16 protein-coding genes are annotated in these 20,885 nt (G+C 65.3%); 5 read left to right on the plus strand and 11 right to left on the minus strand.

Annotation, left to right across the window (positions count from 1 at the left end; all coding sequences use genetic code 11):
• Position 1 precedes the first annotated feature (1 nt).
• Genes purU through EJC47_RS11440 form a run of 10 tightly spaced genes read right to left on the minus strand, consistent with a single transcriptional unit; the run spans position 2 to position 12,045 of the window.
• Complete coding sequence (gene purU / locus EJC47_RS11395; protein WP_126847759.1) at positions 2-862, minus strand: formyltetrahydrofolate deformylase; 861 nt, start codon at positions 860-862, stop codon at positions 2-4.
• Positions 862-2,187, minus strand: a complete 1,326-nt coding sequence (locus EJC47_RS11400) for a spinster family MFS transporter (RefSeq protein WP_260591549.1) — start codon at positions 2,185-2,187, stop codon at positions 862-864. The genes purU and EJC47_RS11400 overlap by 1 nt, the downstream gene beginning before the upstream one ends.
• A 30-nt stretch (positions 2,188-2,217) precedes the next feature.
• A complete protein-coding gene (locus EJC47_RS11405) occupies positions 2,218-2,700 on the minus strand; it encodes a sarcosine oxidase subunit gamma (protein WP_126847763.1) in 483 nt (160 codons plus the stop codon).
• Complete coding sequence (locus EJC47_RS11410; RefSeq protein WP_126847765.1) at positions 2,693-5,416, minus strand: 2Fe-2S iron-sulfur cluster-binding protein; 2,724 nt, start codon at positions 5,414-5,416, stop codon at positions 2,693-2,695. The genes EJC47_RS11405 and EJC47_RS11410 overlap by 8 nt, the downstream gene beginning before the upstream one ends.
• A complete protein-coding gene (locus EJC47_RS11415; RefSeq protein ID WP_126847767.1) occupies positions 5,413-5,676 on the minus strand; it encodes a sarcosine oxidase subunit delta in 264 nt (87 codons plus the stop codon). The genes EJC47_RS11410 and EJC47_RS11415 overlap by 4 nt, the downstream gene beginning before the upstream one ends.
• Complete coding sequence (locus EJC47_RS11420) at positions 5,676-6,932, minus strand: sarcosine oxidase subunit beta family protein (protein WP_126847769.1); 1,257 nt, start codon at positions 6,930-6,932, stop codon at positions 5,676-5,678. Before EJC47_RS11420 ends, EJC47_RS11415 begins: the two co-directional genes overlap by 1 nt.
• On the minus strand, positions 6,929-8,077 hold the full coding sequence (locus EJC47_RS11425; RefSeq protein WP_260591550.1) for an NAD(P)/FAD-dependent oxidoreductase: 1,149 nt from the start codon (positions 8,075-8,077) through the stop codon (positions 6,929-6,931). Before EJC47_RS11425 ends, EJC47_RS11420 begins: the two co-directional genes overlap by 4 nt.
• On the minus strand, positions 8,070-9,587 hold the full coding sequence (locus EJC47_RS11430) for a (2Fe-2S)-binding protein (RefSeq protein WP_126847774.1): 1,518 nt from the start codon (positions 9,585-9,587) through the stop codon (positions 8,070-8,072). Before EJC47_RS11430 ends, EJC47_RS11425 begins: the two co-directional genes overlap by 8 nt.
• On the minus strand, positions 9,584-10,843 hold the full coding sequence (locus tag EJC47_RS11435) for an aminotransferase class I/II-fold pyridoxal phosphate-dependent enzyme (RefSeq protein ID WP_126847776.1): 1,260 nt from the start codon (positions 10,841-10,843) through the stop codon (positions 9,584-9,586). Before EJC47_RS11435 ends, EJC47_RS11430 begins: the two co-directional genes overlap by 4 nt.
• Positions 10,840-12,045, minus strand: coding sequence for an aromatic ring-hydroxylating oxygenase subunit alpha (locus EJC47_RS11440; RefSeq protein WP_260591551.1), 1,206 nt, complete (start codon positions 12,043-12,045; stop codon positions 10,840-10,842). The genes EJC47_RS11435 and EJC47_RS11440 overlap by 4 nt, the downstream gene beginning before the upstream one ends.
• Positions 12,046-12,234: 189 nt before the next feature.
• Between EJC47_RS11440 and EJC47_RS11445 the strand changes: the two genes are divergently transcribed.
• The 5 genes from EJC47_RS11445 (at position 12,235) to EJC47_RS11465 (ending at position 18,364) form a co-directional block, all read left to right on the plus strand.
• A complete protein-coding gene (locus tag EJC47_RS11445; RefSeq protein WP_249340872.1) occupies positions 12,235-13,194 on the plus strand; it encodes a LysR family transcriptional regulator in 960 nt (319 codons plus the stop codon).
• A 324-nt stretch (positions 13,195-13,518) separates the two neighbouring features.
• Entirely contained in the window at positions 13,519-14,403 is an 885-nt protein-coding gene (locus tag EJC47_RS11450) for a glycosyltransferase (protein WP_185867647.1), read from the plus strand.
• 83 nt (positions 14,404-14,486) lie between these two features.
• Positions 14,487-15,044, plus strand: coding sequence for an RNA polymerase sigma factor (locus EJC47_RS11455; protein WP_033965017.1), 558 nt, complete (start codon positions 14,487-14,489; stop codon positions 15,042-15,044).
• Entirely contained in the window at positions 15,034-15,987 is a 954-nt protein-coding gene (locus EJC47_RS11460; RefSeq protein ID WP_126847780.1) for a FecR family protein, read from the plus strand. Before EJC47_RS11455 ends, EJC47_RS11460 begins: the two co-directional genes overlap by 11 nt.
• Positions 15,956-18,364 carry a TonB-dependent receptor domain-containing protein gene (locus EJC47_RS11465; protein ID WP_409574484.1) on the plus strand — a complete coding sequence of 803 codons (2,409 nt, stop codon included), beginning with the start codon at positions 15,956-15,958 and terminating at the stop codon, positions 18,362-18,364. Before EJC47_RS11460 ends, EJC47_RS11465 begins: the two co-directional genes overlap by 32 nt.
• A 31-nt stretch (positions 18,365-18,395) precedes the next feature.
• On the opposite strand, the gene EJC47_RS11470 is transcribed toward EJC47_RS11465, so the two are convergent.
• Positions 18,396-20,603 (minus strand): penicillin acylase family protein, encoded by a 2,208-nt coding sequence (locus EJC47_RS11470; protein WP_126847784.1) that lies wholly within the window; start codon positions 20,601-20,603, stop codon positions 18,396-18,398.
• Positions 20,604-20,885: the final 282 nt, after the last annotated feature.

The following is a 20,885-nucleotide window of genomic DNA, read 5'->3' on the forward strand; positions in this document are numbered from 1 at the left end:
TTCAGTCGCGGAACACGATCGTCCGCGCGCCATTGGCCAGCACGCGTCCGCTCAGATGGAGACCAACCGCGCGCGACAGAACGCGGCGCTCGATGTCGCGGCCCTTGCGCACCAGATCCTCCGCCGTGTCGGCGTGGCTGATCCGTTCGACATCCTGTTCGATGATTGGCCCTTCGTCGAGATCGCCGGTCACATAGTGCGCGGTCGCCCCGATTACCTTCACCCCGCGCGCATGGGCCTGATGATAGGGCTTGGCCCCTTTGAATCCGGGCAGGAAGCTGTGGTGGATGTTGATGCAGCGGCTGGCGAATTTGGCTGCGAGATCGTCCGACAGAATTTGCATATAGCGCGCCAGCACCACCAGATCGGTGTGCGTGGCCTGATGGATCGCCCAGATCTTGGCTTCCTGTTCGGCCTTGGTCGCGGGGGTGATTGGCAGATGGTGGAAGGGAATGCCCGCCAGATCGAGCGACGAAAAGGCCTCGGCCGGATGGTTGGAGATGATCCCGACCACCTCCATGTCGAGCTCCCCGATGCGGCGACGGTAGAGCAAGTCGACCAGGCAATGGTCGAACTTCGACACCAGGATCAGCACCCTTTGCCGGGCATCGGCCGGGCGGAGCGTAAGCGTCATGCCATAGTCTTTGGCAAGCGCATCGAACCCGCTGTGCACCGCCGCCGCATCCCCCCCGCCGGGGATGGAAAAGGCGGTGCGCATGAAGAAACCGCCCGAATCCGCGTCATTATACTGGCTGGAATCGGTGATGTTGCCGCCACAGGCGAGAATGTGGCCGGAGACGGCGGCGACGATGCCGGGCCGGTCCTGGCACGACAAAGTGAGGATGAAGGGCTGCACGGACATCACGCCTCCGCAGGAATGGGCGCGGCGTCCATGCCGAAGGTCCGCACGCGTAGATCGTCGACGGCGTAGCTGCGCACGCTCGTCCAATAATGATAGGCGGCCCAGAAGCCGGTGAGCGACAGCGCCAGCAAGGCATAGCGCAGCGATGCGGCATTACCGCCGAGCGGCCCAGTCAGCATGTCGCTGATCCAGCCGACGACGGTGGGCGCGATGATGAGATTGGCGACATTGGCGGTGAGCAAACTGATCGCCATGCCCTGTGCGCGCATCGGCGCTGGCATGAAATTGAGCAGCAGCGCCATGGTCGGGCCGACATAGAGATAGATGGCGGGCACCACAATCCACAGCATCGCCGTCGCCACGGTGAGCGAATGCGTCCAGTAAATCAGGAAGGACGGGATCGTCGATGCCGCGACGATGACGGCGAGCAGCCGGGCGATCCATTTCGGATCCTGCATTTGCGGCAGCGCGAGGATGGCGCTGGTGGCGATCGTCGCGACCGTACCCGCCCAGAAATAGATCGTGCCGAGGCGCCCGCCCGCCTCTGCGGTCGACAGGCCATAAGCGCGCTCGAAATAGGTCTGCGTCCAGAACAACAGGCCCCAGCCCCACAGGCAAATCACCGTGCCGGCCGCGTTGATGTGCCACGCAGATCGCTGTGTCCACAGGAAGCGGCACGTCTCGACAAAGCTTGCAGCGGGGGCGCTGTCTTCGGTGACCAATTCGAAGCGGCCGCGTACCGGCTCGCGCACGGTCAGCAGGATCAGCAGGCCGAAGATCACGCCCGGTACGCCCAGCGCGATAAAGGCCGCGCGCCAGCTATGGAAATGCTCGACGATCGCGCCCGCCAGGCTCGATCCCATCCACGCGCCAAGCGGCAGGCCCAGCGCATAGATGGTCAGCGCATAGGCGCGCCGTCCGCGCGGGAAATTGTCGGCGATGATCGAGGTTGAGGGCGGGGTGCCGCCAGCCTCGCCGATGCCGACCGCGATGCGCGCGAGCAGAAACTGCAGATAGTTTTGCGTCAGGCCCAGCAAAGCGGTTGCTGCCGACCAGAGGATCATCGCGCCCGCGACGATGTTGCGGCGATTGGCACGATCGGCATAGCGCGCGATCGGCAGCCCGACAAAGATGTAGAAGAAGGCGAGCGAAACACCGGTCAGCCAGGCAACGCCCGAATCGCTGAGGCCAAATTCCTTGCGGATCGGTTCGAGCACGGTCGCGACGACATAGCGGTCGGCGATGTTGACCGCATAGACCAGCCCCAGCACCAGCACGACATACCAGCGCGCCGATTCCAGGCGCGGTGTCGTCGATGTCATCATGCTGGCCCCCATTGTCTTCGTTCCCCGCCGTCAGCTGCCGCCGGGTCTGTTGCGCGGTGCAGGCGGCGGTTCGGTCACCCCGATCGCGCGCGTCCACAGATCGCCCAGACTAGCGGCGTAACTGCCTGGCAGATAGACCTCACACGCGGTGTCGCTGATCGGCGCGATCCACACCGGCACATGGTGGATCGTCGTCGCGGCGATCTGGCCGGGGCCGAAAACGGGATTTTCGGAATCGAACCACCCGCTCACGTTCAGCAGCGCACGCCAGCCGGGGCCGGTGAGCGTGGCGCGGATCAGGCCGCCGCCGATGGGCGAAAGTGCGCCACGATCGGCGATATGCGCGGCGATGGCGGGCGTGTGCTGCGCCGCGTCGATCAACCACCAGCGTCGCGGTTCGACCTGCACTATCCGCCCGGTTGGAAGATCCGGCGGTACGCCCTTGTCCCACAGGTCAAGCGCGACGACATCGTCCGCCGGGGCCATCGCCAGGGTGACTCGCGCGTCAGTCACGATAGCGTGTCCCTTCGGCATCGTAGAAAAGCGGTGCCCTAACGGTCACGTGGGCGGACTGATTGCGCGTGGGGGAGGTGGCGAGCAGACGTTCGCCGATCCGCAGTCTTCCCGCAGCGAGCAAGCCCAGCGCAATCGCGCCCTCGCCCAGCACACGCCCGGTGGCGGAGGTGACATGGCCCAGCACCGGTTCGCCGGTCGCGGTGACCAGCATTGCCCCTTCGGGGATCGGCGTTTCGCTGGTCAGGCCGACGAGCTGCAAGCGATCGGGCGCTGACAAAGCCGGGCGGGTCAACCCTGCCGTACCGATGAACCCGCCGCTCTTGCGCAGCATCCGCTCAAGCTGGAGGTCATGCGGGGTGGTGCGGCCATCGGCCTCCGCCCCGATCACGATATGGCCCTTTTCGATCCGCAGGAATTCCAGCGCCTCCAGCCCATAAGGCGCACCGCCGCGCGCGCGCGTGGCCGCTTCCACGGCATCCCACACCGCGCCCGCATCGCTGGCCACGGCATAAAGTTCGAAGGCGCGCTCGCCGCTATAGCTCGCGGCGAGGATCAGCACGGCCACCCCTGCGATCTCGGCATGAGCCAGCCCCATATGCGCGGGCGGGGCGATGCCGGTCAGCTCTGCTACAATGGCCTTCGCGCATGGCCCGGCCAGCGCGATCCCGGCGAAATGCTCTTGTTGCGCCACCACCGACACGCGCAGATGCGGGGCGAGCACGCGGTGGGCATAGCTGAGATGCGCCTCCATCCGGTCGGCCCCGCCGGTCGAACTGGTCAGCAGATAGCGGTTTTCCTCCAGCCGCCAGACGGTGCCGTCGTCCATCACCATACCGTCTTCGCGCAGCAGGAAGGTGTAACGTCCGCGCCCGACCGCGAGCTTGGCGATGCCGGTCGCGCACACGCTTTCGAGCAATGCCGCCGCATCCGGCCCGACCACAGCGAATTTGGCCAGCGTCGAGACATCGACGATCCCTGCGGCGGTGCGCACCGCGCGCGCCTCGCGCAGTGCCGCCTGATGCAGCGTTTCGCCCGCTATCGGATAGGCGCGCGGCCGGTGCCACAGCCCGAGTGGTTGCCAGATCGGGGCGAGGCGCTGGTGGCGATCGTAGAGGGCCAATCGGCGGCTCGGCGCGGCATGGCCGCCGCCATCGGCCCCGGCCAGCGCGCCCAGCGTTACCGGCGTGAACGGCGCGCGGAAGGTGGTGAGACCGGCTTGCGGAATGGTGACCCCGGCGACGCTCGCCAGCCGCGCGAGCGCGGCCATATTGCTGGTCTTGCCCTGGTCGGTCGCCATGCCGAGCGTGGTGTAGCGTTTGAGATGCTCGACCGAGCGATAGCCTTCGGTCCAGGCGAGATCGATATCGGCGGCGGTCACGTCATTCTGGAAATCGATGAAGCTGGTTTTGGGGTTTGGCAGATCCGCGACAGCGGTGCCGACCGGCGGAAGGTCGCCCGCTGCCGCGCCGACGCTCGATACCGCTTGCCGCGATGCCCCGGGGACGAACGCCTGGATTTCCTCGTGCCAGTCGAGCGCGCCGCCCGCCTGACTGTGCAGATGCACGACAGGGGTGAAGCCCCCCGAAACCGCCAGCAGATCGGCCTCGAAGCGCGTGCGCTCGGTCCAGATGTCCGCCTCGACCGAGTGCAGATGATGGCGTTTGCCCGAGGTCGAGATCGGGAAGGCATTGGTGTGGACGGGGTGCGCGGCGGCGCTGGCGATGGCGCTCTTTTCTGCGCGCGAATCCAGAATGGCGACGACGGTGCCGCCCGCCGCGGTAATCGCGTCGGCAGTGGCATAGGCATCGTCATTGTTGGTGGCGATGACGATGCGCTGGCCCGGCAGCACCCTGAACCGCTCAATATAGCGACGCACCGCTTGCGACAGCATCACGCCGGGGCGATCATTTCCGGCGAAGGTTAGCGGGCGCTCGATCGCGCCGGTCGCCAGCACGATGCGGCGCGTGCGAACATGCCACAGCCGTTGTGCGGGCTGGCCGGGGGCAGGGGGCTGGCCGGGCTCCACCAAGCGCTGGACCAGCGTGACAAAGCCGTGATCCCATAGGCCGGTTGCGGTGGTGCGGGTCAGCACGCGCGCGCCGTCGATCGCTTCGCTCACTACGCGGTCCTGCTCGACCAGCAGCACGCGTTCTCCCACCTGCAGGGCGGCGCGCGCGGCGGCGATTCCGGCGGGGCCGCCGCCCACCACCAGTACGTCGCAAAAGACCGAACGGTGTTCGTAAGGGTCGGGATCGGGCGCGGTCGGTGCCTTGCCCAGCCCGGCGGCACGGCGGATGAAGCGTTCGTACAGTAGCCAGCGCGAGGGTGGCCCGAAAAAGGTCTTGTAATAGAAGCCCGCCGTCAGGAACCGCGCGGCGAGCCCGTTGATCGCGCCCAGATCCACCGCGAGGCTCGGCCAGCGATTCTGGCTGCGCGCGACAAGGCCATCATAGACATAGACGTCGGTCGCGCGCGTATTGGGTTCGCGGCGTCCGCCTTCGCCGACCGTAACCAGCGCATTGGGCTCCTCAACGCCCGCGCTCAGGATGCCGCGCGGGCGGTGATATTTGAAACTGCGCGCGACCAGGCCGATGCCATTCGCCAGCAACGCCGCCGCCAGCGTATCGCCGGGGCTGGCGCGCAGCGGTACGCCATCGAAGGTGAAACGGAGCGTCGGCGCGGGGCCGCCGGGCAAGCGTGACGGGCCGCTCATCGATGCAGCGCCGGATCAAAGGCGGCGACGGATGCGATCTCGTGCGTCTGGCGGTGGCGGCGCAAGACCAGCCACTGTCGACACCCAAAGGCATGACGCCACAGCTCCTCATCGAAGCCGCGCGGGTTGGCGCGCGCATAGAGCCGCCCGACCGCTTCGTCCGCGGGCATATCCAGCGTCACGATCGAATCGAGCGTGCGTTCATAGCCGAATTCATTCTGTGCGCGCGGGCCACAATAGGGGCAATCGATCTGCAGCATCAGCGCAACTGCGGCAGGACGCCGACGCCTGCTTCATCGATGGTCGCGCCGCGCGCGAAGCGGTCGAATGCGAAGGGCGCGGCGAGCGGATGATTATCGCCCGTCGCCAGCAAATGCGCGTAGCACCAGCCCGAAGCAGGCGTCGCCTTGAAGCCGCCATAACACCAGCCGCCATTGAGATAGAGTCCGTCGACCGGCAAGGCCGACAGGATCGGCGATCCGTCGAAGCTCATATCGGTCGTGCCCGCCCAGCACCGGACCATCCGCAATCGCGATAGCGCGGGCACGAGCGCGATCGCTTCCGCGGCGGCCTTCTCGATCCTTGGCGGCAGGCCGCGCTGGGCGTAGCTCGGGAACTGGTCGGGGTCGCCGCCTAGCACGATCCCGCCTTTGTCGGACTGGCTGATATAGCAATGCAGCGACTGCGACATGATGACGGTGTCGATCATCGGCTTGACCGGCTCGGTGACGAAGGCCTGCAATGTCTGCGCTTCGATCGGAAGCTGGAGGCCCGCAAACGCCGCGACGGGGCCGCTATTGCCCGCCACGCAAATGCCGACGCGACCGGCGGCGATGGGGCCCCGCGTCGTCGCGACGCCGCTCACCCGCCCGCCGGTCATGGCGAAGCCGGTGACTTCGCACTTCTGGATCACGTCGACGCCCAGCGCATCGGCGGCGCGGGCATAGCCCCAGGCGACGGCGTCGTGCCGCGCGGTGCCGCCCCGGCGCTGGATCAGCCCGCCGTGAATCGGAAAGCGCGCATCGGGGGCCATATCGAGCAGCGGCACCAGCTTTTGCACCTGCGCGCGCGTCAGCAATTCGGCATCGATCCCGTCGCAGCGCAAGGCATCGCCGCGCTGCGCCAGCGCCGTCATATCGCCGTCGGAATGGCCGAGGAACAGCGCGCCGCGCGGGGAAAACATGACGTTGAAGTTGAGCGCGTCGCTCATCCCCTCCCACAAATCGAGCGCGAAATCGAATAGGTCGTGCAGGGGTTTCTGGCGGTAGTTAGAACGCACGATCGTCGTGTTGCGCCCGGTATTGCCGCCGCCGATCCACCCCTTTTCGAGCACCGCGATGTTGCGCAGGCCGTGAACCTTGGCGAGGTAATAGGCCGTGGCCAGACCATGCCCGCCGCCACCGATGATGATGATGTCATACGACTTCTTCGGCTCCGGGTCGCGCCACGCTTGCTCCCAGCCGCGCTGCCCGGTGAGCCCGGCCTTGAGCAGCGCCAGTGCCGAATAGCGCTTCATGCCGCCCACCCGCGCTGCTTGCGCCAATCGGGCTCCAGACTTTTGAAGCGGGCGAGGCCGAGCTTGGTAATGTCGGCGAAGGAGCAGGTGCCGTCGACGACGAGATCGCGAAGGGCATGGCCGCTGGCGGGCGACAGGCCGAAGCCGACGCCTGACATGGTCGCGACGGTAACGTTGGCGGGATGGTCGAGCCGGTCGAGAATCGGGCGGCCATCGGGCGTATTCTCGATCACCCCCGCCCACGAACGGATGACGTTCAGGTGTGCGGCCTTGGGAAACATCTCCGCGACGCGGCGGGCTAAGTTGCGGATCAGCGGCGACGTCGGGCGCGCCTTTGGGCCGGCTTCGTCCATGTCGATCCACTCATGCGGGCCGCCGCCAAAAGCGAGATTGCCGCGCAGCGTCTGCCGCCCGTACAGGCCATTGCCATCGACGCCGCCGATCCGCATCAGCGGGGCGGGTTCGGTCACGATCATCTCCGCGCGGGCCGAGGCGAGCGGGAAATCCACGCCAAGCGGGGCAAGCAGCATCCCCGATTGCGGCCCCGCCGCGACGACCAGCGCGTCGCAGGCGATCCGCCCGCGCGGCGTATCGACCGCGACGACCTTGCCGCCCTTGGTCTCGATCGACAAAGCCGGGCAATGTTGCAGGATGCGCCCGCCCAAATCCTGCAGCGCCCAGGCATAGGCCTGCACCGTGCGCTGCGGATTGGCATGGCCGCCAAAGCGCAAATGAATGCCGCCGAGGCAGCTCTGGTCGGTCAGCGGCACCATGTCCTGCGCCTGCTGGCTGTCCAGATCATCGACGCGGTAGCCCATCGCGCTGCACATCCGCCCGACCGCGCGGTAATGGTCGAGCAGGTCCGGATCACGCTGGATGATGATGCGTTCGCGGCGATATTCGGTCGGATAGCCGAGCAGATCGTCCATCAACGGCCACAGCCGCTGTTCTTCCGCGAAGAGCGGGCTCTGATAATGCGAGGCACCGCCGCCATTGCGACCCGAGGCTTCCCAGCCGACGATCCCCTTGTCGAGCACCACCAGGTCGAACCCGTCGCGCGCCAGCCACCAGGCCGCGCTGAGGCCGGTGACGCCCGCGCCAATCACGACGACCGCTGCGCCCTTGGGCAGGTCTGCCTCAGACATGCATAGTGCCGCCGAGCCCTGCGACATGATCCGCCTCTTCCGGCGTGCCGATCACGGTATAGGGCGTCCACTGCGTCGGGATGCCGAACCACACGTCCCATCCCGCCGTCATCGCGGTGCTTTCCTGCCAGTCGGCGAGGATGCCGAGCGGCACAGGGCGCACCGGCGCGCGGAAGCTGGCGACCGGCACCGTGGCGAGCGGCATGCCCTGCTGTTCGGCGAGCAGGCACGCCACCTGATCGCGGCAGCGCCGCCCCTGGCACGCGCCCATCCCGGCACGGGTCAGGCGCTTGATCTGGTCGGGATGGGCAGGCCCGTCGTTGAGCAGCGAAGCGAGCGAGCGCGCGGCCATTGCCTGCGGCCGATCAAGATAGCGGGGCGGCTGCACGCCGAGCAGATCGGCGCGGGTAACCTCTTCGCAGTGGCAGACGATGGTGTCGGGGGTGGTGTGCTGGCCGAGCGCGGCGGACCAGGCCTGAAGATAGGCGGGGTCTGGCCGGGTGGCCGTGGCGGCGTCGCCGATCAGGCGGATGGTTTCGCCCGGGAGGGTGCCTGCTGCATCGAGCAACTCGGTTGCCGGGGTGAGGCCGATGGCGAGCACAATCGTGTCGCAGGGGATTTCCAGCGCCTCTTCCTTCTCCGGCGAAGGCCGGGGCCCAGTCGCGGAGGTTTCGGTAACGGAGCGTAGCGCTTCCCAATCGCCGTTTCCCGACTGGGCCCCGGCCTTCGCCGGGGAAGGAAGACGGGTTAGGGTAACGCCTTCAACTCCATCGATCCCGGTGTGTGTCGCCGCAACGGTGTGACCCAGCAAGATCGGCACGCCCGCCGCCGCGACTTGCTCCGCCAGCGCTGCGGGGCCCTGCACCGTCTCCGCCACTTCGACCAGCGCCGCAACCGCGATCCCGCGCGCGAGCGCGAGCAGCGCCGTTTCCAGCGCCAGTGCGCCCGAACCCAGGATCACGATCCGACGGCTCGCCAACGCGTCATAGCGCGTCAGCAATGCGGCAAAGCCTTGCGCGCCCATCACCCCCGGCTGATTCCACCCGGCAAAGCCCAACACCAGATCGCGCGCGCCGGTCGCCAGCACCAGCCGCCCGAACCCGACCATCGTCGCGGCTTCGGCATCGGCAATGCCCAGCATCGGCTCGGGCAAGGCGCGCAACGCCGGGCCGTTGACATACAGTCCCCAGGCACAGGTGCCGAGCCGGACATCGACCCCGGCGGCGAAAGCGGCCTCCAGCGCGGGATTGCTGGCGAACACCTGCTCCAGCATCCGCGCGGGTTGCTGGACCGCCGCCGTCATGCGACCGCCGTAGAAATAGGGAACGTCACTGCCGATCAATGCGCCCGGCACCGGATTTTCGTCGATCAGCAACACCGACGCGCCGTCCGCCGCTGCCGCAATCGCCGCCGCTGTGCCCGCCGATCCTGCGCCCACTACCACCACATCGAAGCGCGCCTCAGGCGCGGGCACCTTGCCGTCGATCGCGTGGAAATCGCGCGCCGTCATACCGCGTCGAGCGCTTGGCTGAGATCGGCCAGCAAATCCTCGACATGCTCGATCCCGACCGACAGCCGTAGCGTGGCGTCGGTAATCCCGCCCGCCGCGCGCTCCGCAGGGGTAAGCGCGTAATGCGTCGTGGTCGCCGGATGCGTGATCAGCGTTTCCGATCCGCCAAGGCTGACTGCAAAACGCAGCAGCGTCAGCCGGTCGAGAAAGCGGAACGCCTCCGCCTCGCCGCCGACGACCGCGAAGGAAAAGGTCGATCCCGCCGCCTTGCATTGGCGATCATAGACCGCGCGTGCGGCGTTGCCTTCGGGCAGGAAGCCGAGATAGAGGATGCTCGCCACCTTGGGGTGATCGCGCAAAAATTCGGCGATGCGGCGGGCATTGTCCATTGCGCGCTCGACCCGCACATGCACCGTTTCCATCGATCGCAGCAGCAACCAACTGGTATAGGGGTCGAGATGGCTGCCAAGCGTGGTGCGCAACAGCCGGAGCGGCGCGACCAACGCTTCGCTGCCGCTGACGCCGCCCGCGAGCAAATCGCTATGGCCGCCACAATATTTGGTCAGGCTGGTCATGCACAAATCAGCCCCCAGCGCGATCGGGCGCTGCATCAACGGCCCGAGCAAGGTGTTGTCGACCACCACCAACGGGCGCAGCCCGGTGCGCGCCCCAACGGCGCCGGCAATGTCGACGACCAAGGCGATGTCGACGATCGCGGCGGTCGGGTTGGCCGGGGTTTCGATCACGATCAGCTTGAGCGGCCCGTGGCTGAGCGCCTCCTCGACCGCAGCCTCGATGCTGGCGCGGTCGCACCCATCGGTGAATTCGGCATGGGCGACGCCGAAGCCCGGCATCAGCCCGGTATAGAGCCCGTTGGTGCCGCCATAGATCGGGCGGCTGAACACCACGCTGTCGCCGGGGCGCAGATGCGCGAGGGCGATCGCCGAATGCGTCGCCATGCCGCTGTTGAACACAGCGGCACCTTCGGCCCCATCCAGCGCCGCCAGCCGCGCCTCGACCATGTCGAGACCGGGATGGCTTAGCCGGGCATAAATATGGCCGGGCCGCCCGACTTCGGGGCCGGTTCCGTCGAAATACGCCTCGTGAATGTCCTTCGCCTGCCTGGCCGAGGCGTAGGCGAAGGTCGAGGTCATGTAGATCGGCGGCTTGGCGGCGTTGGCGGCGCTGGCCGGATCGTAGCCCGCGCGCACCGCGAGCGTTTCGGGACGCCACACGGGAGGAGTCTCGTTGCTCATCGCGCCGCGCGATCAAGATAGGCGTTGGCCTTGGCGCAATACCAATCGACGAAGCGCATTGTCAGCGATTCGGCATCGGGGCTGTACGGGCCCGGCGTATAGCCCGGCGAATTGACGCCAAGCTGGTTATTTTCGGCCAGCTCCTTGTCCTGCAAATTGGTGCGCGTCCACAGGTCGGTCAGCGAGGCGATGTCATAGTCCACACCCTCCACCGCGTCTTCATGCACCAGCCATTTGGACACGACATGCGTTTCGGTCGGCGACACCGGATATGCGCTGAAGGCAAAGGTATATTCGGCGGTCGAATGGCAGAAATTGTTGGGTTCGATCGCCCAGCGCAACGAGCCGGTGTCGCCGCCGCCAATATCGCACATCAGCTTCTTGACGGTAAATTGCCCGTCGGTGCTCATCGCCACCGTGCCGTCATTCAGTGGAAAGCGCACCGCTTGCCACCAATCCTCGCCCACCGGTCCCATCGGCATCGCCAGATCGGCCATGCGCCGTTCGAAGCGGCTCGCCGTATCATCGGCGAAATCGAAATAGGCCGAGGCGTTGATCGGGAAGGATCGCGAGAGTTCGGGGTGGCCGCTCGCGCAATGATAGCATTCGCGGCCATTTTCCATCACCAGCTTCCAATTGGCATATTCGACCAGCGTCGCCTGATGCGCGAGCTTGGCATGGCCAAGATTGTGCGGCGCGAGCAGCGGTGTCAGGTCGCGCCGTATCGTGGCGATGTCGGGTGGCGTTTCGGCAAGGCAGACGAACACGGCCCCGGCAACGCGTTCGAGATGGATCGGCTTCAGGCTGTGCTCGCCCTTGTCGAAGACTTCGGGCATCCGTCCCGCCGCGAGCAGACGCCCGTCCAGACCATAGGTCCAGCTGTGATAGGGGCAGATCAGTCGCGCGACATGGCCTTCGCCGGGCTTGCACAGGATCGACCCGCGATGGCGGCAGCTATTGTGGAAGGCGCGCAATTCGCCGTCGCGGCCGTGGACCACCAGCACCGGCCAGCGACCGATCATGAAGGACAGATAGTCGCCGGGCTGGCGCAATTCCGCCTCGAACCCGACGAACAGCCACGACTGGCCGAAGATCGCCGCCAGATCGAACTCGAACGCGTCCTGACCGGTATAGAGCGCCTGGGGCAGCGAATGGCCGACCGGACGCGCCTGTAGCAGTGCCGAAATATCCCCGAGGTTCAAAACCGAAATCCTCCCACCTGCCCACCATAGAAGAGTGACATGGCGAGCAACCGATGCTGAAATCGCATTTGCGCATGGCGATATGCCAAAAGCTGTGGGGTCGGTGCGCCGCCGCGCCGCACCGTTGCACCGCCCGAAAAAACACGCTTGGTATCGAAAAACGGCATAGCCGCGCGTAAGGCTTGCCATGTGCCACCAGCCAGCAGGGGGATTCCCATCGCACGCACCACACCTGTCAACCGGCGCTGGTTGCCGCTGAACGCGCTACGGGCATTCGACGCGGTCGGCCAGCGGCTGAGCTTCACCGCCGGCGCGCAGGCGCTCAACGTCTCGCAAAGCGCGGTGAGCCGCCATGTTATCAGCCTGGAGGAACTGCTCGGCCACAAATTGTTCGATCGTTCGGGCCAGGCGCTGGTGCTGACCGAAGCGGGCAAGGTGCTGCTGCCCGAAGTCGGCAAGGCGTTCGACCGGCTGGAGCAGACGATGAACGCGATCTGCGCCAATCCCGCCGCCAGCCGTCCGATCCGCATCCACATCCCGCCGACGCTGTTGCAGCAAGTGGTGATGCCGATGATCCAGGCCTTCCACGCCGAGCATCCCGACATCCGCATCGATATTTCGAGCTCGCACGCGGTCGGCTTGCCCAGCACCGAGACGGATATGGCGATCGTGTTCGATCGCCCCAATATCGACGATCGCGTCACCGATCTGTTGTGGATGGTGCGCGTCGCCCCGGTGTGCGCTCCGCAGACCGCCGAACGGCACCGGGGCAAGACGCTGGAGCAGTTCCTGGCCGATGCGCCGTTGCTCCACGTCAAGCTGGAGGGGCAGCCGCGCGGACTGTTGTGGAGCGCTTATGCCAATCAGTGTCGCATCGCGCTCGACTCCGACCGTGGCCTTGCCTTCGACGCCAACGCACTGGCGGTCAGCTATGCGATGCAGTCGGATGGTGTGGCGCTCGCCGATATCGACATGTTCGCGCCCGAAATCGCCGCAGGCCAGCTTGTCATTCCCTATGAAGCGGTAATCAACGACGGGTTCGGTTACTATCTGAAACTGCGTGCCGACGATCTGGCCGACCCGACGATCAGCATGGTGCGGAGCTGGCTGATCGCGCACTTCGCCGCGCGAGGCCACGCGAAAGCGTAAGGTCGGCAAACGAAGCGTTTGAAATCGCGATCATTATGAGGGTGTTTCCGCCCACCGCACGCGCGATAGCAAAAAAAGTTCCATAACGCCGATTATCCCGTCCGGTTTTCGCGCGTCGGTATCGTTTTGTTAACGAGGAGATCTCGTTTGCCGATGCCGACCGCGAAACACTTTACGGGAGTCGACACCCGTTTTGCGCGGCCGGGCGGTTGGCGCAGCCTGTCGGGGGGCATCTGCGCACTGGCGAACCGAGCGCGCGCCTTGTCGGCAGTCGCCGCTCTCTCCTCGACCTATTGACCACGCTGACCAGCGCAGGAACGACACATGCTACTCGAATCGCAGGACTATCAAGGCTGGAATTCGCCGTGGGAGCGCAGCGCGACCAGCGTCGATCGTGGCCCTTGCGCGTGGACTGTGCTGATTCCCTTTTTCAATGAGCGGAATTTCCTGGATGGCACTTTGGCCAGCCTTGCCGCGCAGGACGTGCCGTTCGAGCTGATCCTGATCGACAATGGCTCAACCGATGGCAGCGGCGATGTTGCGGCGGCGATCTGCCAGCGGCTCGGTCTTTCCTTCACGCTGCGCGTCGATCGCCGTCCAGGCAAGGTGAACGCGCTGCAAAGCGGCATCGAGTGCACGAAGACGCCGTTCGTCGCGACGTGCGATGCCGATACGCTGTATCCGACCGATTATTTGCGCAAGGCGCAGCATCTGCTCGAAACCTCGGGCGCGGTGGCAGGGGGTGCCTATTTCGTCACGCCCACCGCGACTGCAGAGGATCACGCCCAGGCGGCGCAGCGCATGGCGCGTGCGGCCAAGCTGCTGCCGGCGCAATGCCACGCCGGTGGGGCGGGGCAAGTGTTCCGTACCGATGCGCTGCGCCGCGCGGGGCAATTTGATGCCAGTCGCTGGGGCTATGTGCTGGAGGATCACGAGATCATGCACCGCATGGCGAAGCTTGGTCGGCTGGCTTATGGCGGTGCTCTGTGGTGCGCGCCTTCACCCCGCGAACGCGATCGGGAATCGATCCGCTGGACGTTGCTGGAACGCGTTCTGTATCATGTGACTCCGAAGCCCGCCCGCGACTGGTTCTTCTACGATTTCCTCGGTCGTCGGCTTGCCGCGCGTAAATTGACGAGCGACCGGATCCGCGAACGTCAGTTTTACGCGCAGACGGATTTTGCCAACCGTTCGGCCACACCCGCCTGATCGTCGGTAAATGTATGTGCGCGCTTGCGAAGTGACGCGCGGCGCGCTCTAGACGGCAGAATGCCGTGGCTGCTTCTTCATCGATGACCGAGGCCGGTCTCAAGGCGGTGTTCCTGGCGGAACGGCCGATGCTGTTGCGCTTGCTCGCGGCACGTCTCGGCAATCCCGCCGATGCAGAGGATGCGCTGCAGGACATTTGGCTCAAGCTCGATCAGCACGGCGCGCCGCCCGTCGCCCAGCCGGCCGCCTATCTGTATCGCATGGCTACGAATCTGGCGGCGGATCGGCGGATCGCGTCGGCGCGCGCGGGGGCGCGTGACACCGCATGGCTGGAGGTGCAGCCTGCGGCCGAGGAGCATCCCTCGATCGAGCACACTCTGCTGGCGCGCGAGCGGCTTGCGCGACTCGAAGCCGCGCTCGCCGCGATGCCTGAGCGGATGAGCCAGGCCTTGCGCCTGTATCGCGTCGAAAACCTGCCCCAAAAGCAGATCGCCGAGCGGCTTGGCATGACGGTTAGCGGTGTCGAAAAGCTGTTGAGACGGGCTGTTAAAGAAATTCACGCATATAAACTGGCGGGCGAGGCGGAATCGGGCGATGTGTATCGTCTATCCGATGAAGGGGACTCTCATCGTGGCCGTTGAAGACGCGACTATCGTCGACCGCGCCATCGACTGGCATTTGCGCCAGGGCGATATGGGCGAGGCTGACTGGCGCGCTTTCGTCGCCTGGCTGGAGGAAGATCCCGCGCACGCGCAGGCTTTTGACACGGTTGCGCTCGACATGGCGATGTTGTCCGAACGCGCCGATCTTTTTCCCGCGCAACCCATGGTGGTAGCGCCAGTCGTGGCGCGGGCACCGACTCGACGCCTTTGGGCGTGGGTTGGCGGAGGGGCAGCGGTTGCGGCCGCAGCCAGTGTTACGCTGATGGTGGCACCGATCGGTTCCGGCAGTGCGAGCGCCGCCTATGCTGTTGAAACCAAGCCAGGTCAGCGGCAGGATATCGCGCTGAGCGACGGTACGCGGATTGAGCTGAACGGCGCGAGCCGGTTGGTGCTGGACCGCAACAATCCTAGAATTGCAACGCTCCAGGCGGGCGAGGCGACTTTCCATGTCCGCCATGATCCGCGCGATCCGTTTACGGTGCGATCCGGCACGATGACGGTCCAGGACTTGGGCACCGTCTTCAATGTCGAACGCGATGGCGCGCGGTTTGATGTGCAGGTCGCTGAAGGGTCGGTTTTGTTCCAGCCGCGCCAGCAAGCGGTGACGCTGCGCTCCGGCGCTGCGGTCTCGGCGCGGGAGGATCTTGGCAGCGTGACGGTGATGAAGATCGACGCCGCCAAGGTCGGCAGCTGGCGAAATGGGGTTGTCGCCTTTGGCGGGGAACCGTTCGGGCGTGTCATCACTTCGGTCAGACGGATCGACGGAGTCATCCTTTCGATTGAGCCGAGCTTGTCGCAGCAGCCCTTTACCGGCATGGTCCGCTTCACGGGTGAAGCGGCGCGGGATGTTCCGCATATTGCCGCGCTGGTTGGGGCTGAGTGGCATCACGATGGCGAGCGATGGACCATCTCGCCGAAATAGCCGTAATTTGCTGTGCCTGAACAGAAAAACAAAACGGCTGGGACGTCGCATCTTCGCCTTTGTGTTTTTCTCCAGCATACCGGTTGTAGCGGCCGCCGATTCGCCGCGCGTTGCGGTCCCCGCTGAACCGCTCGACGAGGCATTGACGGCGCTGGCGCGCCAAATCGGCTTCGACATCATTAGCACCGAGCCGGGCCTGGCGCGGGTTCGGACCCGGGGCGTGACCGGCCAGATGCCGCCACGCGAAGCCTTGCGGCGGCTGCTGGATGGCACAGGCTATCGTGCGGTGGCGGTCGATGGCCGCAGCTACCGCATCGTACGGGCTCCGCGACTGGTCCTTCATCCGCGCCTGTTGGCGCCGCGGATTCCGGAACCGGCGTCAGGCGACGACATCATCGTTACGGCAGGCAAGCAGAAATCTACCTTGCTTCGGTTCCCCGGCAGCGTGCTCATGGTCGGCGGGTTTTCTCCGGGTGCATTGGCGGGGCGTCCCATCGATATGGACGAGGTCGCGCGGGGTACGCCGGTCTTGCAGAACACCGAGCTCGGCGTCGGTCGCAACAAGATTTTCATTCGCGGGGTTGCCGACAGCAGCTTCAACGGTGCCACGCAATCCACCGCGAGCATCTATTTCGACGAGGTGCCTCTAGGATATTCCGGGCCGGAGCCCAGCCTCAACCTTTACGATATGAAAGGCGTCGAGGTGCTGGAGGGGCCACAGGGGACCTTGTACGGATCGGGGGCGATCGGCGGGATCATACGGCTGACGCCCAATCCGGTTGATTTGCGGGTGGCCTCGGCTTCGCTGAGCAGCGGTGCGACCGCGACCGAGGGCGGTGGCGGCGGTTTCGATGTTGCTGGTATGGCCAACTTACCGTTGATCGAGGACCGCGTGGGCCTGCGCGTCGTTGGCTATCGTGATCGCGACGGCGGTTTTATCACCGATCGCACAAGAAAACTCTCGAATATCAACCGCACCGATACGGTTGGCGGGCGTGCGACGCTCGCCATCGATCCGGGGGATGGATGGAGCGTCGAACTCGGCGGGCTCGCCCAACGAATTGAGGCTGCCGATGCCCAATATGCCGAGCAAACCGTCGGCCCCCTCGCGCGGCGCTCCCTGGCGCAGCCTTATAGCAGCGAGATCAAACTGCTGCGGGGCGTCCTGCGCAAACATTGGGACAGCGGGCTCGATCTGATTTCGGCGACTGGTTATGTTGAATTGCAGACGTCGGACACCTTTGATGCGACCCGCGCGATCGGCAGCAAGGGGCCGACGATCTATACCAACGATCAGTCGAATGCCTTGTTCGTGCAGGAGGCGCGACTGTCGCGCGCGGTGCCGGATCATATCGGCTGGTTGGTTGGCATTGCGTTTCTGCATGATCGCGACATTCAGGCGCGCGCGCTTGGGCCGCCGGACCAGCCGCTGGATATCATCGGCGTCACCAACATGACGGACAGCCTGTCGGCCTTTGGCGAAGCGAGCTGGCCGGTTTCGTCGCGCCTCACGCTCACGGCGGGAACGCGTTTTACCACCGCTCGTACCGACGGTGAGCCGTCGGTACGCCCGCGCAACAACAGTTTTATCAAAGGGCGCGCCACGCGACGCGTCGATCCGACACTCGGGCTGTCCTGGCTGATCGACAAGCGCACGGCGGTGTTTGCGCGCGTGCAGTCGGGATATCGTACGGGGGGGCTCGCGGTGGCGACGGGGGTCGGGCGGGTTCTCGATTTCCGTTCCGACTCGATTCTGGTCGGCGAGGTCGGCATCCGCAAGCAACGCACGGGTCCGACGGGCCTGGAACTGACCACCGCCGTGTCCTACGCACGGTGGCGCAACATTCAGGCCGATCTCTACAACACCCGAGGCCAGCCCTATACGGCCAATATCGGCGATGCCGACATTGTCGGGCTGGAGGCTTCGGGAGATTGGGCGATCGTGCGCGGGCTGCACGCCAATTTCGCCTTTCTCTACACCTATAACGTCGTCGATGGCCCGCTTGCCCAATTGTCGGTCCGCGCCAATCGCCGATTGCCGGAGACCCCGGCCTTTGCTGGCAATGGGGGGCTAAGCTACCGCTGGATGCAAGGCCGATCGTCGACCTTCAGTGTGGGGGTGTCGGGTCGTTATGTCGGGCGTTCTCTTCTCGGCACCGGGGACTTCCTGGACGTTAGCCAAGGCAAGTATAGCGTGCTTGATGCGCAAATCGGCTGGCATTGGCGTAATCTTGATGTGTCGCTGAGCGGCGACAATCTTGCCAATGCGACGGCGAATCGGTTTGCGCTCGGCAACCCGACCATTCTCGCCACGCGGCAACAAACGACGCCGCTGCGCCCGCGCAATGTTCGCCTGGGGGTATCGATCGCCTGGTAACCTACTGTGCCGTTCGCACTCGTCGCAGACCTTATTGCGGCCGCGTGGAGACGGGGATGTTGCCGGGGCGGTAGCGTTGCTCGACATGGTTCGCCAAATCGGCCGGGTAGAAATAGACCGGACGGAGCGCCCCCGTCGCATAGCGCGCAGCCTGATCGTTGAAATGCGGCGAGGCGGGGTCGCCGCTTTCGCCCCCCGCCGTGACCGCCCAGGCGCGCAGCTTTGGACCAAATTCCACCACCGCGACAAAGCTGTTGCCGCTCGACCCGTAGAGTTTCCTGGTATTGGGATAGGGCTTGGCCCCGAAGGACGCGAGGCTGCCCCATTGCGCCGACGCGAACGGTAACGGAATGCTCGGCTTGGTATCATCAAAGTGCGGGGCAATGGCATCGTCGAGCCGCTGGAAACGGTTGATCTTGCCCCAGCCGACGCGCCAGTCGCCAAAGTCGCGGTTCAACTGGTCGACCGCCTCGCCAAGTGCGGCGAGCTTGCGATCAGCGGATACCTGCTTGGCGATCGCGGCGGGCACGTTGATCTGCTCGGACTGGATGAAGCTGCCCACGTCGCGCCACATCCGGCCACCCCATAAGACGCCAAGCGTCGTCGCCACCGACTCCGCGCTCCAGCGGTAATCCCACGCCTTTAGCGTCGCGATCGGTTCGGCGAGTTTGGCGCGGCGCGGGTCGTTGCTGGGCAGTGCGTCATAGGCCCTTATCAGCGGCGGAATTAGCTCGGCAAAGGCCGGTAGATAGCTGTCATAAGCCGCCGCGATCAGCCGCTGCGGCGTAAAATCGCGATGCCCGGTCAGCAACAGGTCGGCATGGACGCCGCGCTGGTTCGGGCCGACCTGGTCCATATAACGCGGATAGTCCTTCGCCTTAGGGCTGTCCGGCCCGGCGGCGCTCCACGGCCAGTCATTGGTGTTGCGCACCCAGCCGGTGCCGGGATTGATCGCATTGGGGAGCGACGCGACCGTGTGCAGGCCTTTCCAGTCGGTTGCCGGGTCGGCCCCGTCTACCGCCTTGGTATAGTCGAAGCGATTGTCGCGCACGGGCACGAATTGCGGGTGGAGATAGGCGATCTCACCCTTGGCATCGGCGAACAGCGTGTCGTTCGACGAATTGGCCTGGCGCTCGGCGACCTGCATGTAGCTGGCGAGATCGTGCGCCTTGGTGCGCAGCCAGCTTTGTTCGAGCGCGGCAACCGGCTTCCACATCAATGCCTCGGCGATCCATTTGCCGTCGCGCTGGGCAACGATCGGGCCGTGTTGTGAGGCGTATGTGGTGAAGCTGCGCGACGCGAGCGTCCCGTCCGGCAAGCGATAGGCAAGGGTGATCGGATTGGTGCGATAGGGGCGGACGTCCTTGCCATAGACGTAGAAGCGGCCGGAGCGGGTCAGTGCGGTTTGCTCGGCAAATTCATCGACATTGTCGACGCCGGACGAGGTGTGCATCCACCCGGCTTGTTCATTAAAGCCCTGATAGATGAAGAATTGCCCCCAGGTGGAGGCACCATAAGCGTTCAACCCCTCACCGCTGGTCATTTGCAATTCGGACCGAAAATAGAAGCTGGTGTGCGGATTGATCAGCAGCAGCGCGTGGCCGTCCACGGTGTTTTTGGGGGCGATGGCGATGCCGTTCGATCCGCGCGGCTCGCGCGGCACCGGGCCCGCGTCTTCCGCCGCAACGGCGATCCTCTGTCCGCCATAGAAAGCGGCGAGCTCCGCCAGCGAAATGCGTTCGATATCGCCGCCGATGCTGCCTTCGGTGAAGGACAGCGCCATCCACGGCTCAAAGTGCGTCAGCACCTTGGGATGCACTTGCGGATGGGTCGCCAGATAATAGTTCAGCCCGTCGGCCCAGGCTGTCATCAGCCGTTGCAACCAGTCTGGGCTGGCGCGGTATTGCGCCTGCAGATCGACCGGATCGACATAGAGCCGCTGGCGCAAATCGGCCCAGATCGCCCCTTCGCCTTCCGCCTCGGCGGTGCGGCCAAGCGCGGTCAGGTAATTGGCTTCGATGCGGCTGAAATCGTCCTCCGCTTGCGCATAGGTCGCGCCGAACACGGCATCGGCGTCGCTTTGTCCGACGACATGGGCGATGCCCCATGTGTCTCGGGTGATCGTGACGCGCGCGGCTTGCTCCTGCCAGTGCGCCTGGTCGCTCGGCGCAGGTGCCGCAGCGGTGACGAGGAAAGCGGTCGCTGCGAACAGCGCGCGGGCGGATCGGGCGGTGGTCATGCGAGGGAGGCTATCGGGCATTATGCGCGACGACAATCACTGTGTGGGGGCGGGAGATGTTTCAAATGGGTGGTCGAACCGCTTGCTGGGCGCGGCGCGTGGGTATCGTTGCGGACGACATCCGATTTGGTAAATGCGCCCGAGCAGCGGGTGCCTGTAATAATAGTGAAGTTTATCAGGCATATACCAAAATCAATTGGGTATTTTACGGATGCTCTATTGCATTGGCGCACCGTCGTTCTCATTTCTACACACGATTACGAGCAGGCCTGCCGGAGAAGC

It is taken from the genome of Sphingomonas sp. TF3 (assembly GCF_003985085.1).
Classification (GTDB): Bacteria; Pseudomonadota; Alphaproteobacteria; order Sphingomonadales; family Sphingomonadaceae; genus Sphingomonas.

What these genes read in the sequence shown, in the direction of transcription:
- purU (WP_126847759.1), bottom strand. Translation starts at nt 862, where the DNA reads ATGTCCGTGCAGCCCTTCATCCTCACTTTGTCGTGCCAGGACCGGCCC.
- EJC47_RS11400 (WP_260591549.1), bottom strand. Translation starts at nt 2,187, where the DNA reads ATGATGACATCGACGACACCGCGCCTGGAATCGGCGCGCTGGTATGTC.
- EJC47_RS11410 (WP_126847765.1), bottom strand. Translation starts at nt 5,416, where the DNA reads ATGAGCGGCCCGTCACGCTTGCCCGGCGGCCCCGCGCCGACGCTCCGT.
- EJC47_RS11415 (WP_126847767.1), bottom strand. Translation starts at nt 5,676, where the DNA reads ATGCTGCAGATCGATTGCCCCTATTGTGGCCCGCGCGCACAGAATGAA.
- EJC47_RS11420 (WP_126847769.1), bottom strand. Translation starts at nt 6,932, where the DNA reads ATGAAGCGCTATTCGGCACTGGCGCTGCTCAAGGCCGGGCTCACCGGG.
- EJC47_RS11425 (WP_260591550.1), bottom strand. Translation starts at nt 8,077, where the DNA reads ATGTCTGAGGCAGACCTGCCCAAGGGCGCAGCGGTCGTCGTGATTGGC.
- EJC47_RS11430 (WP_126847774.1), bottom strand. Translation starts at nt 9,587, where the DNA reads ATGACGGCGCGCGATTTCCACGCGATCGACGGCAAGGTGCCCGCGCCT.
- EJC47_RS11435 (WP_126847776.1), bottom strand. Translation starts at nt 10,843, where the DNA reads ATGAGCAACGAGACTCCTCCCGTGTGGCGTCCCGAAACGCTCGCGGTG.
- EJC47_RS11450 (WP_185867647.1), top strand. Translation starts at nt 13,519, where the DNA reads ATGCTACTCGAATCGCAGGACTATCAAGGCTGGAATTCGCCGTGGGAG.
- EJC47_RS11455 (WP_033965017.1), top strand. Translation starts at nt 14,487, where the DNA reads ATGACCGAGGCCGGTCTCAAGGCGGTGTTCCTGGCGGAACGGCCGATG.
- EJC47_RS11465 (WP_409574484.1), top strand. Translation starts at nt 15,956, where the DNA reads ATGGCGAGCGATGGACCATCTCGCCGAAATAGCCGTAATTTGCTGTGC.
- EJC47_RS11470 (WP_126847784.1), bottom strand. Translation starts at nt 20,603, where the DNA reads ATGACCACCGCCCGATCCGCCCGCGCGCTGTTCGCAGCGACCGCTTTC.